The organism is Bacillus hominis, from assembly GCF_018332515.1.
Taxonomy (GTDB): domain Bacteria; phylum Bacillota; class Bacilli; order Bacillales; family Bacillaceae_G; genus Bacillus_A; species Bacillus_A hominis.
In genome coordinates this window covers 14,606-29,902 of record NZ_BOQD01000112.1, presented here as the reverse complement: position 1 = coordinate 29,902, position 15,297 = coordinate 14,606, and the positions used below count along the sequence as shown (strand labels likewise).

The window sequence follows — 15,297 nt, the reverse complement described above, 5'->3', positions numbered from 1 at the left end:
ATCGGGAACTTAGCTGGTGTAGCATTAGCAATTTCAATGGGTGGACCCGGCGCAATATTTTGGATGTGGTTTATCGCTATTCTGGGAGCAGCTACTAGTTTTGTAGAATGTACGCTCGCACAAATTTATAAAGTAAAAGATGGAAGCAGGTTCCGCGGTGGCCCAGCATATTACATGGAAAAAGGGTTAAACAAACGCTGGATGGGCATCTGGTTTTCACTTCTCATTACAGTTGCGTACGGATTAATTTTCAATTCAGTACAAGCAAATACAGTAACGATAGCGTTTGAAAATGCTTTTGGACTAGAGCGAACTATCGTAGGAGCTCTATTAGCTTTATTAGTTGCAGTTATTATTTTTGGGGGTATTAAGAGCATTTCACGTATTACAGAAATGATTGTTCCTCCAATGGCAATCGTTTATATTGGTGTGGCTATTTTTGTCGTTATTAACAACTTCAATATGTTACCAAGTATTTTTACGGAAATATTTAACAGTGCATTTGGTTTAGACCAAGCCATCGCTGGTGGTATGGGAGCAGCAATCAAATTCGGAATTCAGCGCGGTTTATTCGCAACAGAAGCAGGTATGGGTAGCTCTCCTAACGCAGCTGCAACATCAGATGTATCTCACCCTGTAAAACAAGGGCTTGTTCAAGCATTAGGTGTTTTCGTAGATACATTCTTAGTATGTACATCAACGGCGTTTATCGTATTATGCTCTGGACTTTACAAAGGATCCAATTTACAAGGTATTGAATTAACACAACAAGCATTAAGTTCACAAATTGGACCGTGGGCAAGTACTTTCTTAGCGATTATTATTTTCCTATTCGCTTTCAGTTCTTTACTAGGAAACTACTATTATGGTGAAACAAATATCGCATTCATTAAAGAAAGCAAAACATGGTTACTGATTTATCGTGTTGCAGTTGTCGGAATGGTGTTCTTCGGATCTATCGCTGCCCTTCAAACGGTTTGGAGTTTAGCTGATTTCTTTATGGGACTAATGGTATTCACAAACTTAATTGCCATCTCATTCCTTAGCAAATTTGCATACGCAGCTTTAGTAGACTATATAAAGCAAAAGAAACAAGGCAAGGATCCTGTCTTCCTTGCAAGTTCTATCCCTGGCTTAAAGAATACGGAGTGCTGGGATGGACAGGATGTAGAAGAAGAGAAACAAGCTGTGTAATAACTAAAAGCAGAAGCGGCTCGTTCAGAATCGTAGGGCATTGGAGCTCTCGACCTTGAAGCGCTTTTTGCTTCGAGCGAGAGAGCGAAATGACCAGAGATTCTAGCCGCTGGAGCTAGATAATACTTAAAGCAGAAGCGGCTCGTTCAGAATGTGAGGGGGATGGAGCTTTTGACGTAGAGGCGCTCTTTGCCTCGCAGGAAAAAGTGAAGCCACCGAACATTCTAGCCGCTGGAGCTAGATATCATTAAAAATCCCTATTACCTCACCGTAATAGGGATTTTTATTTACAACAGTTCATAATTTGTTCAAATTAATTCCAGCAAAAGGGTTGATTTATACAAATTACTAGATTATAATAATTATAAATTAGTAATTGATATAACATAACAACTCAAAAGGAGATTGATCATAATGAACAAACAAGTAATCGAAGCATTAAACAAACAAGTAGCAAACTGGAGCGTTTTATTTACAAAACTACACAACTTCCATTGGTACGTAAAAGGACCTCAATTCTTCACACTACATGAAAAATTTGAAGAGCTTTACACAGAATCAGCTACTCACATCGATGAAATTGCAGAACGCATTTTAGCAATCGGCGGCAAACCAGTAGCAACAATGAAAGAATACTTAGAACTATCTTCTATTCAAGAAGCAGCTTACGGAGAAACTGCAGAAGGAATGGTCGAAGCAATCATGAAAGACTATGAAATGATGCTAAGCGAACTGAAAAAAGGCATGGAAATCGCTCAAGAATCTGACGACGAAATGACATCTGACCTACTACTAGGCATCTACACAGAACTAGAAAAACACGCTTGGATGCTACGTGCGTTCTTGAATCAATAATATATTTTAAAGCGGAAGCGGCTCGTTTAGAGTCGCTTTTTTTCTATGGAGTGGTCGTGTATGCTGATACATGAAATTTATATCAGCGATTTTTCAATTATATCGACTTACCGACAAATCACGACAATATTAGCGCGCCCTTTTCCTACTTTTATCAATATATTACAATCTCTTTTATCCCGCATTAACGGACAGTAAGACCCCCACCTCAAAATTCAGCGAAAGCAAAGAAGTTATGTGGGGGATCAACTGCCCATAAAAGCCCGATTGGTGAAGGCTAATAATCAGTGGGGGGATGCCCCCACTGATTAAAGTTTCACTTTATGTTAAAATATAGGAAACACCCTTTAGTAAAAACGATCCAAAAGCTTTTCCAAATTCATCATTTACTACTTAAATGGCGGGAGTGGTTCAGTTGAAAGACTACTTAATTAGAGCATTTTTTGCGTTAATAACAGTTGGGATTCTCTTACTTATAGCTAATATTTTCAATATACGTGTCGAGGTTAAAGACTATGCTTTCCTCGTTGTTGTAGCAATTGGTGGCGGCTGGGGTGGCTGGTACCTGTATAAAAAACAAAGTAATCAAAATGATAAAGGCATTCCAAAGTAATATGGAATGCCTTCCTTTTTATTTCCGTCTATAGTAAATAATGAAATTTAGACCACTGATCAAAACAATCCCAATAAATATATTAGAAGACTGCAAATCTCCACCTAAACTATACTCATCGGCAATAAATCCTAACATAACAAGTGTTATCGCTGAAACACCGATACACAATATCGAAATAAACCAAAGAGAAAACTCATTAATCAGCTCTTTCTTCTGTCTTAAAACAATTAGCATAACCAAAATAGATACTGCTAAAATACTTTTAAAAACAGGACGTAAATACACAAACTCCTCCATCTATTTCTCCTTTTCAAAAAACACTATATATTAACATTAACATATTTAACTAAATTAAAAACACATGCCTTTTCAAGATAAAATGACATGTGTTTCCAAAAATCTCTATACAATTGTATTATGATAGCTGTTTCCACTTCGTCCCCAAAACAGGGCGCTCATAATTTTGGATTTCATGAATTAGTTTATCTGCCGTCTCAGCTGAAACGATTAACTCTTTATTCGATGGGTTCATAAAACCTTCTTCTGCTGCACGTTCAACCATTTGTAAAATTGGTCCGTAAAAGTCTTTTATGTTCAATAAACCAACCGGCTTATTATGTATACCAATTTGTGACCAACATACAACTTCAAATAGCTCTTCAAATGTTCCATATCCGCCCGGCAGTGCAATGAAAGCATCCGCAAGCTCTGCCATTTTTGCTTTACGTTCGTGCATCGTTTCTACTTCAATTAATTCTGTTAATCCTGTATGCACGATTTCTCCTCGGAATAGACCACGCGGCATAACACCTGTCACCCGTCCACCTAAACGAAGAACTTCGTTTGCTACTTCTCCCATTAATCCAACGCATGAACCACCGTATACAAGCTCATAGTCGTTCTCAACAAACATTTTTCCTAACTCTATTGCCTGCGCTTTAAACTCTGGTCTCTCCCCTAAATTGGAACCTGCAAACACACAAATCTTTCTCATCCCTACACCCCAAGACTATATATTGTCATGATACAATGAGTATTGTACAACATATTGAAGGGATGAGGAAGAAATGGATATCGTCGCATTTCAAAGATGGGTGGAGGAATTTTACGAAAAACGAAGCTGGTCACAGTATAATTCCTTTATTCGCTTAAATTTCTTAACTGAAGAAATTGGGGAAGTTTCACGAGTTGTTCGCGCCATTGAAATTGGTCGCGGTCGCCCTGATGAAGAAGCAAAAACACAAGAAGAGTTGAAACAAGAACTAAAAGAAGAACTTGGTGATGTACTTTCTAATCTTATTATTCTTTCACAAAAATATGATTTGGATTTACAAGACATTATGGAAACACACGTCACAAAGCTTTCGAAAAGGTTCGAAGCATCCAAATGAGAATATTATCAATTGTGGTATAATATTCTTATCACAATAATAAGGGGGATTTTATGTTATCTAAAAAATTGCACGACGCACTAAATGAACAAATGAATTTTGAATTTTACTCTGCCCACGCTTATATGGCAATGGCTGCTTACTGTACAGCGGAGAGCTATGATGGTTTCGCTAACTTTTTCCTTGTACAAGCTGAAGAAGAGCGTTTCCACGCAATGAAACTTTACAACTATATTAATGACCGCGGCGAGCGCGCTATTATTACTGGATTTGATCATCCGAATAACGAATACGAATCTGTATTAAATGCTTTTGAAGTAGCACTTGAGCATGAGCGTGAAGTAACGAAGCGTATTTACAACTTATCTGATATCGCTTGGGATGAGCGTGAGCACGCAACAATTACATTCTTAAAATGGTTCGTTGACGAGCAAGTAGAAGAAGAAGCTTCATTCGATAGCATCATTCAAAAATTAAAACGTATTACAAGCGATTCAAATGCACTATTTATGCTAGATGCTGAATTAGAGAAACGTACATTTACGCCTCCAGCTGAGTAATACTTTTAATCACCTTAATGAATGGATTAAGGTGATTTTTTTATTTCTTCTCTCAGCTTAATAACCTTAGCCAAATCTTTCTTATAAAACCTTGAAACCATTTCAGCAAAGTCACTATGAGTAAAAGTCCCATCTCCTTCTTCTACTATGTTTAAATATCCATGTATCAATTTCAAAAACGCTCTAGCATCTTCTCCAGTTAATTGATCAATGTTCTCTATAATCTCATCAAACTCCCTTAAACTATCCGCTTCTTTCACCCTAATTCCCCCTCTCTATATTATTTATCATACCAAAATAAAAAAGCCGTTCATCCCTCTAGGCGAGAGATAAACGACTTCTTTACTATTTATTAAAGCATAACCCCAACGATAATCGCTGATAATATACTTACTAACGTTGCACCGTATACTAGTTTTAATCCAAATGAAGATACAATGTTTGCTTGTTTGCCATCGATACTCTTCGTTGCACCTGCGATAATTCCGATAGATGAGAAGTTCGCGAATGATACAAGGAAGATAGATAAAATACCTACTGTACGAGCTGATAACTCACCAGCTACTTTTCCTAGATCAAGCATCGCAACAAATTCGTTCGTTACTAATTTCGTTGCCATAATTTGTCCTGCTGTTAGCATCTCTGATGTTGGAATACCCATTACGAACGCTAATGGTGAGAAGATATATCCTAAAATGCTTTGGAATGTGATTCCGAAAATTGAATCGAACACACCGTTAATTGCTGTAATTAATGCTACGAAACCGATTAACATCGCCGCTACTGTTACAGCGATAGAGAAACCAAGCATAATATATTCGCCTAACATTTCAAAGAATGTTTGCTTTTTGTCTTCTTGTAATTCTAAAATATCGTCTTCTTCTTTCACATCATATGGATTAATGATATGAACGATAATGAATCCACTGAATAAGTTTAGTACAAGTGCTGTTACTACATATTTCGGATCAATCATTTTCATATAAGAACCGACGATTGACATTGATACTGTTGACATTGATGATGCACAAAGTGTGTATAAACGATTTTTCGGTAATTTGCTTAGTTGGTCTTTTACTGTAATAAATACTTCACCTTGACCAACAATTGCAGCTGCTACCGCGTTGTATGATTCTAATTTTCCTAAACCGTTAATTTTACTTAATACGAAACCGACTGCACGAATGATAATCGGTAAAATTTTAAGATGTTGTAAGATCCCAATTAGTACTGCTAAGAAAATAATTGGTAATAATACTGTTAAGAAGAATGGTGCTTGTCCATCGTTCGCTAAACCACCAAATACGAAATTAACCCCAGCTTCCGCAAATTTTAAAATAGCGCCAAACCCATCTGCAATCCCTTTTACTAACACAAATCCGATTTTTGTATTTAGTAAGAAATACGCAAGTACCAATTGAATTACAAGCATAAGTGCAATTGGTTTATATTTAATTTTCTTACGATCTGAACTTATAAGGAACCCTAGTACAAATACTACAAGTAAACCGACTAGAAACATTACTATTTTCATATGTGAATCCTCCACTTCTCCCACGAGTTATCGGTCGTATAACGTATAACGAATGACGTCTGACCATTGATGTTAAAAAAATTTAAACCCCTAATACTATTCAACTGTTATCTAAAATCAGTAAGCGTTTACATAAATTGCAATTTATAAAAGGTAGCCTCGTCTCTCCTACCATAATTGAAAGTCTGAAATTGATACCACCTACAAATCAAATTGTAAGCGTTATCTAATCGAAATGCAATATAAATTTTAAAAGATTTTTATATGTAAATATATTCCTCGTTAATTGGTTTTTTTATGAAAATCTACCATAAAAAATAGCCCTAGCTATGAGCTAGGACCATCCTTTTTTACAACATAACACCAACGATAATCGCCGATAAAAGACTTACTAATGTCGCACCGTATACAAGTCGTAATCCGAATGATGAAACAACGTTTGATTGGTTTTCATCGATCCCTTTCGTTGCACCTGCGATAATTCCTATAGATGAGAAGTTCGCAAATGATACAAGGAACACAGAAAGAATACCGACTGTACGAGCTGATAAATCGCCAGCTACTTTTCCTAGATCAAGCATCGCAACAAACTCGTTTGATACTAATTTGGTTGCCATAATTTGTCCCGCTGTTACCATTTCTGATTGCGGGATACCCATTACGAATGCTAATGGTGAGAAGATATATCCTAAAATCGCTTGGAATGTAATACCGAACACTGAATCAAACAAGCTATTGATTGCTGTAATTAATGCTACGAAACCAAGCAACATTGCTGCTACCGTAATTGCAATCGTGAAACCAAGCATAATATACTCGCTCAGCATTTCAAAGAATGATTGTTTCTTCTTATTTTCTAACTGCAGTGTATCTTCTTCTTCTGTAATATCGTACGGATTAATAATATGAATAATAATGAAGCCACTAAATAAATTTAATACAAGTGCTGTTACTACATATTTTGGCTCAATCATTTTCATATACGAACCAACGATCGACATCGATACTGTCGACATTGAAGATGCACATAGTGTATATAAACGATGTTTTGGGATTTTACTTAATTGATCTTTTACTGTAATAAATACTTCTGCTTGTCCAACAATTGCAGCCGCTACTGCATTATATGATTCTAGTTTTCCTAGACCATTTACTTTACTTAGCAAAGTACCAATGGCACGAATAAATATCGGTAAAATTTTAAAGTGTTGCAGAATTCCAATTAAAACGGCAAAGAATACGATTGGTAATAAAGCTGTTAAGAAGAATGAAACCTCTCCTTTATTAACAAGACCACCAAATACGAAAACGATTCCAGATTCCGCATATCCAAGAAGCGCTCCAAATCCATCTGAAATTCCTTTTACTAAAATATAACCAATTGGCGTATTTAATAAGAAATACGTTAACGCTAGCTGAATAGCAAGCATAACCATGATTGGTTTATACTTAATCTTCTTACGATCAGAACTTATAAGAAAACCGAGTACGAATACAACGAGTAATCCTACAAGAAACATAACAAACTTCATGAATAAAATCCTCCATTTAACTCTTCATTAACGTTGAACGTCTGACTACTAGAAATACGAAATAAACCGAACTTTCCATTTACCCCTAAAACCATAAAAACGATTATAAAAAGCCGTCTAATCTCTTATTCTAAAGCCATTAACCATTCTAACACAAATTACAACTCACATCTGCATTTTTCTTTAAAAAAATTACATTTTATTATAAAACGCTCATTAATGTTCGTCTTTTACCTCTCTCCATATTTTATCACCATAAAAAAACGAGCATCAAATTTCTTTGATGCTCGTTCCATCTTTTATCCCGCTATTTGCCGGGCAGTAAAACTCCCACTGATTAAAGTTTCACTTTATTATACAGCTTTTTCTTTGTCTGCTACTGCTGGCTTGTCCCAGCACTCTGTATTGTTTAAACCTGGAATAGACTCCGCATAAAAGACTGGATCTTTTCCTTGTTTCTTTTGCTTTACGTAATCTGACAATGCCGCGAAAGCATACTTAGAAAGGAATACAATTGCCACTAAGTTAATAACGGCCATGATACCCATAAATAAATCCGCTAAATCCCAAACGATTTGAATTGTTGCTACAGATCCTAGCATAACCATACCAAGAACCGCAATTCGATAAACATTTAGTAAAACTTTACTTCCATTTAAGAATTCAATATTTGTTTCACCATAGTAGTAGTTACCTACCAATGAACTGAATGCAAACAAGAAGATTGCAACTGCTACAAATATAGACGCCCACGGTCCGATATGTTGACTTAATGCTTGTTGCGTTAATTGAATTCCGTTTAAATCAGCCGCTCCAGGCACATCTGATAATAAAATAATAAATGCTGTACAACTACAAATTAATAATGTATCTGTAAATACCCCTAAAGTTTGAATGAAACCTTGTTTCACTGGATGCGTTACGTTAGCTGTTGCCGCAGCATTTGGCGCACTACCCATACCAGCCTCATTTGAGAATAATCCACGTTTTACCCCTAGTAAAATCGCAGCTCCTAATCCCCCACCTACTACTTCTTTAATTCCGAAAGCATGTAAGAAAATCTCTTTAAATACATGTGGAATTGCCGTAATGTTTGTTACAACAACGAATAATGCAACCGCTACATAAATAATTGCCATTACTGGAACGATCATTTCAACTGCACGAGCAATTCGTTTCACTCCGCCGAAAATAATGATTGCAAGTAAACCAGCCATAACAACACCAACAAGTCTGCTATCTGTTTTAAATGCCCCATCAAAGGCTGCCGCTACAGTATTTGATTGCACAGCATTAAAAATTAATCCGAAACTAACTGTTATTAAAACAGAGAAAACAACACCTAACCAGCGTTTCTTTAAACCCTTTTCCATATAATACGCTGGACCACCGCGGAATGCATTCCCGTCTTTCACTTTATAAATTTGCGCTAATGTACTCTCTACAAATGCAGAGGCACCCCCAATTATCGCGATTAACCACATCCAAAATACAGCTCCAGGTCCTCCCATAGAAATTGCAATAGCTACACCAGCTAAGTTACCAGTACCTACACGAGAAGCTGTACTCATACAAAATGCTTGGAACGATGATACACCACTTTTTTCTTTTTGCGCTTTTCTTGTCTTTGAACTCGCCCCATCCCCAAGTAAGCGAATCATTTCTCCGAAGTAACGAATTTGGACAAATTTCACACGAAATGAAAAGTAGAGTCCTAACCCAATTAACATCGCAATAATGATATATGACCAAAGGACATTATTTATATCCCCAATTACATTAGTTAAAAAATCCATACTTGTATTGCCCCCTATTCCTAACAATAAGAAAATTATATTCTAAAAACTTTTAGTAATCAAGAATTTTCGACAAAAATGTAAGGTTTTGTAACGTAACCATGTCACATTTCCTTACATGTGTGTTTTTATAAAAGTTATATTAAAGTTCATCTTTCACCCTTTACATCATTTATTACAACAAAAAACGAGCATCGAATTCATCTCGATGCTCGCCTTTTTATTACACTGCTTTTTCTTTATCCGTTACCGCTGGATTATCCCAACACTCTGTGTTTGTTAAGCCAGGAATAGAATCTGCGCTGAAAACTGGGTCTTTCCCTTGTTTCTTTTGTTTCACATAGTCTGCCAATGCAGCATACGCAAATCGGCCAAGAAGTGTAATCGCAATTAAATTTGTGATTACCATTAGCCCCATAAATAGGTCTGCCATATTCCATACGACTTGAAGTGTAGCAACAGAACCGAATAATACCATTGCAACTACCGCAATACGGTAAATCGTTAACCAAGTTTTACTTTGTTTAATAAATTCAATATTCGTTTCACCATAATAATAGTTTCCTAGTAATGAACTGAAAGCAAATAAGAAAATGATAATCGCTAAGAAGCTACTTGCCCACGAACCGATTTGTGAACTTAACGCTACTTGTGTTAATTCAATACCTTCTAAATTTGTTGCTTTATATGCACCAGAACATAGTACGATAAACGCTGTTGATGTACATACTAAAAATGTATCTACTAAAACCCCGATTGTTTGAATAAAACCTTGTTTCGCTGGATGTGTTACATCAGCTGTTGCTGCCGCATTTGGCGCACTACCCATACCCGCTTCGTTCGCAAATAATCCGCGCTGAATACCAAACTTCATTGCAGCACCAATACCGCCACCTACAGCTGAATCTAAACCGAATGCACCTTTAAAGATTTCTGTAAACATATCCGGTATTAAATAATAATTTTTAATAACAACGAAAACAGCTACTGCAATATAAAGAAGCGCCATCGGCGGAACGATCATTTCTGACATACGTGCAATACTTTTTACACCGCCAAAAATAATAACCGCAACCAGTGCAGCTAATACAATCCCTACAATATAACGCTCAATACCAAAAGCATTTTCAAACGCTAATGTAACTGTATTTGCTTGTACTGAGTTAAAGATTAAACCGTAACTAATTGTGATTAGAATAGAGAACCAAATCCCCATCCAACGTTTATTTAAACCTTTTTCCATATAATAAGCAGGACCTCCACGGAAGCCACTGCCATCTTTTATTTTATAAATTTGTGCAAGTGTACTTTCTACGAAACTTGAAGACGCCCCGACAATCGCGATAACCCACATCCAAAATACAGCTCCAGGTCCTCCCATAGAAATAGCTAGCGCTACACCAGCTAAGTTCCCGATTCCAATACGAGCTGCTGAACTCATACAGAACGCTTGGAACGAAGATACACTTCCCTTTTTACGTGTCTTTCCAGTTAAACCATCACTCATTAATCGAACCATTTCCCCTAAATGAGTAATTTGTACGAATTTTAATTTAATAGAAAAATAAAGCCCTAAACCAATTAACATTGCGATAAGAATATATGACCAAAGAATTGTATTCGTTGATGAAACGAATTGTTCTAAAATATTCATACAATTAACCCCTCCTTTTATTCATAAATCGTATTATATTCAAAAAATATTCAAAAATCAACATTTTTCGACACTTTACGACTTCCAAATATTAGAGGTTCTATGACTCCTCCTTTCAACAAATACACATACTAAAACAAAAAATAATTTCATAAACAACACCATTGACAAAAACCTAAACCTGTAACTATAATAGTTACATCAAGTTGTAACAAACGTAATTACAGTAAATTTTTCAGATATACACTTTAACAAAACACTTTGGAGGGATTCATTATGAAAATCGGAATTATCGGAGCAAGCGGCAAAGCAGGAAGTCGCATTTTAAAAGAAGCATTAGATCGCGGACATGAAGTAACTGCAATCGTAAGAAGCGCTGCAAAAATCACAGAAGAAAACGCAAAGGTTTTAGAGAAAGATGTATTCGCTCTTACATCTAACGACCTAGGAGCATTTGATGTAATTGTAAATGCATTCGGCGCTCCAGCAGGTCAAGAACACCTTCACGTAGATGCAGGAAATGTACTAATTGAAGCTATGAAAGGTGCACCTAATACGAAATTACTTGTAGTCGGCGGCGCTGGTAGCTTATTTGTAGACGAAGAAAAAACAACACGTGTATTTGATACACCAGGTTTCCCAAATGAGTACCTTGCAACTGCTCAAAACCAAGGTAAAAACTTAGAAATCTTGCAACAAACAAACGATATCACTTGGACATTCATCAGCCCTTCTGCACTATTCGCATTAGGAAAACGCACTGGCTCTTATACAGCTGGCAAAGACAATCTTCTTGTTAACTCAAAAGGTGATAGCTACGTAAGTTACGAAGACTTCGCGGTAGCAGCACTTGATGAAATTGAAACTCCAAAACATGTAAACGAACGCTTCACAGTAGTTTCTGAAGCTGAGTAATAAAAAAGCTCGTAAACATAGTGTTTACGAGCTTTTTTCATCATCTATTATATTGATTCGATTTATGTGGTTCATTTGGAGTATACGGCTTATTTGGCTTTTGATTACTAGTTGCCTTTTTCCAGCTTACAGCTAATTCTGGACTTGTCTTCTCTTCACTACGCTCTAATAACACAACCGCATTTTGGATCGTCGGTGTTCCTTTATGCGCAATTCCTTGTAATTTCGTTAAATTCCCTGACACTTTAAAGCTAAATCCACCCGATGGCGTTTGTTTCGGAATTAAAATGCGGAATTTCTCTCCTACATTAAATTCTGTTTTCGTTTCACCTTTTTCATTTACAAATTTCGCGCCTTCTGGTGCACCTGTTGCCTGTACTTTATATGTTCCGCTTTTCGCGTTTGTTTGCACTGTATATAAACCAGTTTCAAAAAACTCATCTTTTAATACTGCTTCTTGTTCTTCTGTTGGAGTTACACTCATCGTAATTTCTTGTAATTCTTCACTAGCGCTTGCTTTTGCAACAATATCTTTCGTTACTTTTTCTACATTTTTATTACGGAAATCTAAATCATTAATATCAATTTGTTTTAACGCATTCCACACCGCAAGCTGCGTTGCGTAATGTGCATCTCTCCAATCAGAAACACCCAATTCTTGCGGGCTCTTCTGTGGATATCCGTTTAATAGTACGCGGTACACGTTAATATCTACTTTGCCCATTTCAGGTAAATCTTGGCCGCCTGGCGATTTCAAATCTACATTTAAGCAAAAAGCGATTTTTCCATCTGCCGTTTTAATAAGCTCTGTTCGAATTGGTTTCTTCTTTGACTTACTATAACTCCAATCCATTTGATACTTCGTGTGATCCATAACTTCTGCGGATGCTTTTTGAAGTGGAAATAATAAGTTCGCAAATACAAATAAAACACTCAAAAAAGCGGCCATTAGCTTGAACGATCGTTTTATATTCATGTCTACAACCCCTTATAAAATAACAAATTTACTCCTGTTTATTATTTAGTTAGAACATTTTTTTATGCATAGACAAAATAAAAAAGAGTGCAAACTGTTTGCACTCTTCACTATAAACTTAGAAATCAAAGTTATCCGGATCTGGACCGACGCGGTGGTTTTCATTTAAAGCATCAATCTTTTCCATATCTTCTTTTGTTAATTCGAAATCAAATATATTAGCATTCGCAATAATACGCTGTTCTTTCGTTGACTTCGGAATCGTTACAACTTCATTTTGAAGATCCCAGCGTAAAATAACTTGCGCTGTTGTTTTACCATACTTATCAGCAATTTCTTGTAATGTTTCATTATCTAATAACTGACCTTGCATAAGTGGTGACCATGCTTCCATTTGAATACCTTGTTCTTTACAGAAAGCTTGTAATTCTTTTTGTGTTAAACGAGGGTGGTATTCTACTTGGTTAATCATTGGCTTGATTTCTGCATCCTTCATTACATCTTGTAAGTGATGGATCTGGAAGTTACTTACACCAATTGCACGTACGCGCTTTTCTTTATAAAGCGTTTCTAACGCTCTCCATGTATCTTTATATTTTCCTTCTACAGGCCAGTGAACAAGATATAAGTCTAAATAATCTAGTTCTAATTTTTTTAAGCTTTCTTCGTATGCAGCAATTGTTTCTTCATATCCTTGATCTGCATTCCACACTTTTGAAGTGATAAATAAATCTTCTCTTGAAATACCAGCTACTTCGATACCTGCGCGAATTCCTTCACCTACTGCTTTTTCATTTCCATAAATCGCCGCTGTATCAATACTGCGGTATCCAGCTTTAATCGCCGACTTTACAGCCTCTACAAGTTCTGGTCCATCTTCTACTTTAAATACGCCTAAACCGAACCAAGGCATTTCTACACCGTTATGCAATACTGTTTTACTTTGTAAGTTTTTCATTTTATTTTCTCTCCTTTATTTTGCTTGATCTCTTTTTTCTAATGCCATACTCCACGCTGTTAAAATAACAGCACCTGCTACCATAATGCCGCCTACCCAGGCTGTATGAAGTAATCCTAACGAGTTCGTTACAATACCGCCTAAATAAGCACCGATAGCGATTCCTGCGTTAAACGCGGCAATATTCATTGCTGATGCTACATCGACAGCACTCGGTACAAATCGCTCAGCCAATATAACTACATATACTTGTAATCCAGGGACATTCATAAATGCGAATAGTCCCATGAAAATAATCGTAATCAGCCCTGCTACTTTAAATGGTGCTGTAAATGTTAGCACGAACAATACAATTGCTTGAATGAAAAACATATAAAATAATGCTCGAATTGGATTATGATTTGATAACTTACCGCCAATCATATTCCCAATTGCAATTGCAACTCCGTACACTAACAAAATGATTGTAACGGTACTTGCTTTAAATCCAGTTACTTCTTGTAATAGCGGTGATAAATACGTAAATGTTACGAATGTCCCTCCGTATCCTAATGCAGTAATAACGAAAACAAGTAATAACCTTCCGTTCGTAATCAATTTGAATTGATCGCGAAATGATACGGATGTACCTTTTTTCAAATTAGACGGGACTAATATACTATTTGCAATTAGAGCAACAATTCCAATTGCAACAATTACCATAAAGGAAGCTCTCCAGCCAAATTGCTGACCAATAAATGTTCCAATTGGTACACCTGTAATGGTCGCAACGGTTAAACCAGTAAACATAAAAGCAATCGCGCTAGCACGTTTATTCTCTGGTACAAGTGCGGCTGCAATTGTGGATCCGATCGACATAAAAACGCCGTGTGCAAACGCAGATACAACCCTCGCGATAAGTAAAACAGTGAAACTTGTTGCCACAGCTGCAATTCCATTACCGATAATGAAAATAATCATAATCCACATTAATAACGTCTTTCGCGACATACTAGCTGTTAACGACGTTAACACTGGGGCACCAAACGCTACCCCTAACGCATATAAAGAAACGGTTAAACCCGCTGTTGTAACAGAAACATGTAAATCTTCCGAAATAGATGGTAATAAACCAACGCTTATAAATTCAGTCGTTCCTATTCCAAATGCACTAATCGCTAGTGCTAACAAAGCGAACATACTCCTTCTATTCGTCTCTGTTGCTGAAGAAGCTACTGTATATGAACTCAATTGAATTCCTCCTTATTACAAGAAATCCAATCATAATAGTGCGATAAAAAGGCCTTTTTATCTTCTAAAAAATATATTTAATCTCT

General features: G+C 36.5%; 16 protein-coding genes. 6 read left to right on the top strand and 10 right to left on the bottom strand.

The genetic code is table 11. The annotated features are described in order from the left end of the window. The 3 genes from KI356_RS12720 to KI356_RS12710 form a co-directional block, all read left to right on the top strand. Positions 1 to 1,194: alanine/glycine:cation symporter family protein (locus tag KI356_RS12720; protein ID WP_212935586.1), on the top strand; the 1,194-nt coding region annotated here is incomplete at its 5' end. Between the two features lie 414 nt (positions 1,195 to 1,608). Beyond that, positions 1,609 to 2,049, top strand: coding sequence for a Dps family protein (locus KI356_RS12715; RefSeq protein ID WP_212935585.1), 441 nt, complete (start codon positions 1,609 to 1,611; stop codon positions 2,047 to 2,049). 415 nt (positions 2,050 to 2,464) lie between these two features. Beyond that, the gene (locus KI356_RS12710; protein ID WP_000656312.1) at positions 2,465 to 2,662 is read left to right on the top strand and encodes a hypothetical protein; all 198 of its coding nucleotides are present in this window, start codon (positions 2,465 to 2,467) and stop codon (positions 2,660 to 2,662) included. 18 nt (positions 2,663 to 2,680) lie between these two features. On the opposite strand, the gene KI356_RS12705 is transcribed toward KI356_RS12710, so the two are convergent. Further along, positions 2,681 to 2,962: a hypothetical protein gene (locus KI356_RS12705; RefSeq protein WP_212935584.1), complete on the bottom strand. Its 282-nt coding sequence runs from the start codon at positions 2,960 to 2,962 to the stop codon at positions 2,681 to 2,683. 118 nt (positions 2,963 to 3,080) lie between these two features. Then, the gene (locus KI356_RS12700; RefSeq protein ID WP_498066718.1) at positions 3,081 to 3,659 is read right to left on the bottom strand and encodes an LOG family protein; all 579 of its coding nucleotides are present in this window, start codon (positions 3,657 to 3,659) and stop codon (positions 3,081 to 3,083) included. A 73-nt stretch (positions 3,660 to 3,732) separates the two neighbouring features. Here KI356_RS12700 and KI356_RS12695 point away from each other — a divergent pair, with 73 nt between their 5' ends. Both KI356_RS12695 and KI356_RS12690 read left to right on the top strand, forming a co-directional pair. Continuing rightward, complete coding sequence (locus KI356_RS12695) at positions 3,733 to 4,056, top strand: MazG nucleotide pyrophosphohydrolase domain-containing protein (RefSeq protein ID WP_002124144.1); 324 nt, start codon at positions 3,733 to 3,735, stop codon at positions 4,054 to 4,056. A gap of 53 nt (positions 4,057 to 4,109) precedes the next feature. After that, positions 4,110 to 4,616, top strand: a complete 507-nt coding sequence (locus KI356_RS12690) for a ferritin (RefSeq protein ID WP_002112754.1) — start codon at positions 4,110 to 4,112, stop codon at positions 4,614 to 4,616. A gap of 26 nt (positions 4,617 to 4,642) precedes the next feature. Here KI356_RS12690 and KI356_RS12685 read toward each other — a convergent pair whose 3' ends face one another. The 5 genes from KI356_RS12685 to KI356_RS12665 all read right to left on the bottom strand — a co-directional run bounded on the left by KI356_RS12685 (position 4,643) and on the right by KI356_RS12665 (position 11,132). Then, complete coding sequence (locus KI356_RS12685) at positions 4,643 to 4,876, bottom strand: hypothetical protein (RefSeq protein WP_212935583.1); 234 nt, start codon at positions 4,874 to 4,876, stop codon at positions 4,643 to 4,645. A 92-nt stretch (positions 4,877 to 4,968) separates the two neighbouring features. Then, entirely contained in the window at positions 4,969 to 6,150 is a 1,182-nt protein-coding gene (locus KI356_RS12680; protein WP_128281898.1) for a NupC/NupG family nucleoside CNT transporter, read from the bottom strand. 350 nt (positions 6,151 to 6,500) lie between these two features. Next, positions 6,501 to 7,682, bottom strand: coding sequence for a NupC/NupG family nucleoside CNT transporter (locus KI356_RS12675; RefSeq protein ID WP_128281897.1), 1,182 nt, complete (start codon positions 7,680 to 7,682; stop codon positions 6,501 to 6,503). Between the two features lie 353 nt (positions 7,683 to 8,035). After that, on the bottom strand, positions 8,036 to 9,478 hold the full coding sequence (locus KI356_RS12670; protein WP_128281896.1) for an alanine/glycine:cation symporter family protein: 1,443 nt from the start codon (positions 9,476 to 9,478) through the stop codon (positions 8,036 to 8,038). A gap of 223 nt (positions 9,479 to 9,701) precedes the next feature. Then, positions 9,702 to 11,132 carry an alanine/glycine:cation symporter family protein gene (locus tag KI356_RS12665; RefSeq protein WP_128281895.1) on the bottom strand — a complete coding sequence of 477 codons (1,431 nt, stop codon included), beginning with the start codon at positions 11,130 to 11,132 and terminating at the stop codon, positions 9,702 to 9,704. Positions 11,133 to 11,408: 276 nt separating this feature from the next. Between KI356_RS12665 and KI356_RS12660 the strand changes: the two genes are divergently transcribed. After that, positions 11,409 to 12,047, top strand: coding sequence for an NAD(P)-dependent oxidoreductase (locus tag KI356_RS12660; protein WP_212935582.1), 639 nt, complete (start codon positions 11,409 to 11,411; stop codon positions 12,045 to 12,047). Positions 12,048 to 12,087: 40 nt separating this feature from the next. Here the strand turns inward: KI356_RS12660 and KI356_RS12655 are convergent, their stop codons facing one another. From KI356_RS12655 to KI356_RS12645, 3 genes are all read right to left on the bottom strand, one after another. Beyond that, positions 12,088 to 13,023, bottom strand: coding sequence for a thioester domain-containing protein (locus KI356_RS12655; RefSeq protein ID WP_212935581.1), 936 nt, complete (start codon positions 13,021 to 13,023; stop codon positions 12,088 to 12,090). A 118-nt stretch (positions 13,024 to 13,141) separates the two neighbouring features. After that, a complete protein-coding gene (gene pgoN / locus KI356_RS12650) occupies positions 13,142 to 13,981 on the bottom strand; it encodes a glyoxal/methylglyoxal reductase (protein ID WP_212935580.1) in 840 nt (279 codons plus the stop codon). A gap of 15 nt (positions 13,982 to 13,996) precedes the next feature. Beyond that, entirely contained in the window at positions 13,997 to 15,160 is a 1,164-nt protein-coding gene (locus KI356_RS12645; protein ID WP_212935587.1) for an MFS transporter, read from the bottom strand. Positions 15,161 to 15,297 lie beyond the last annotated feature (137 nt).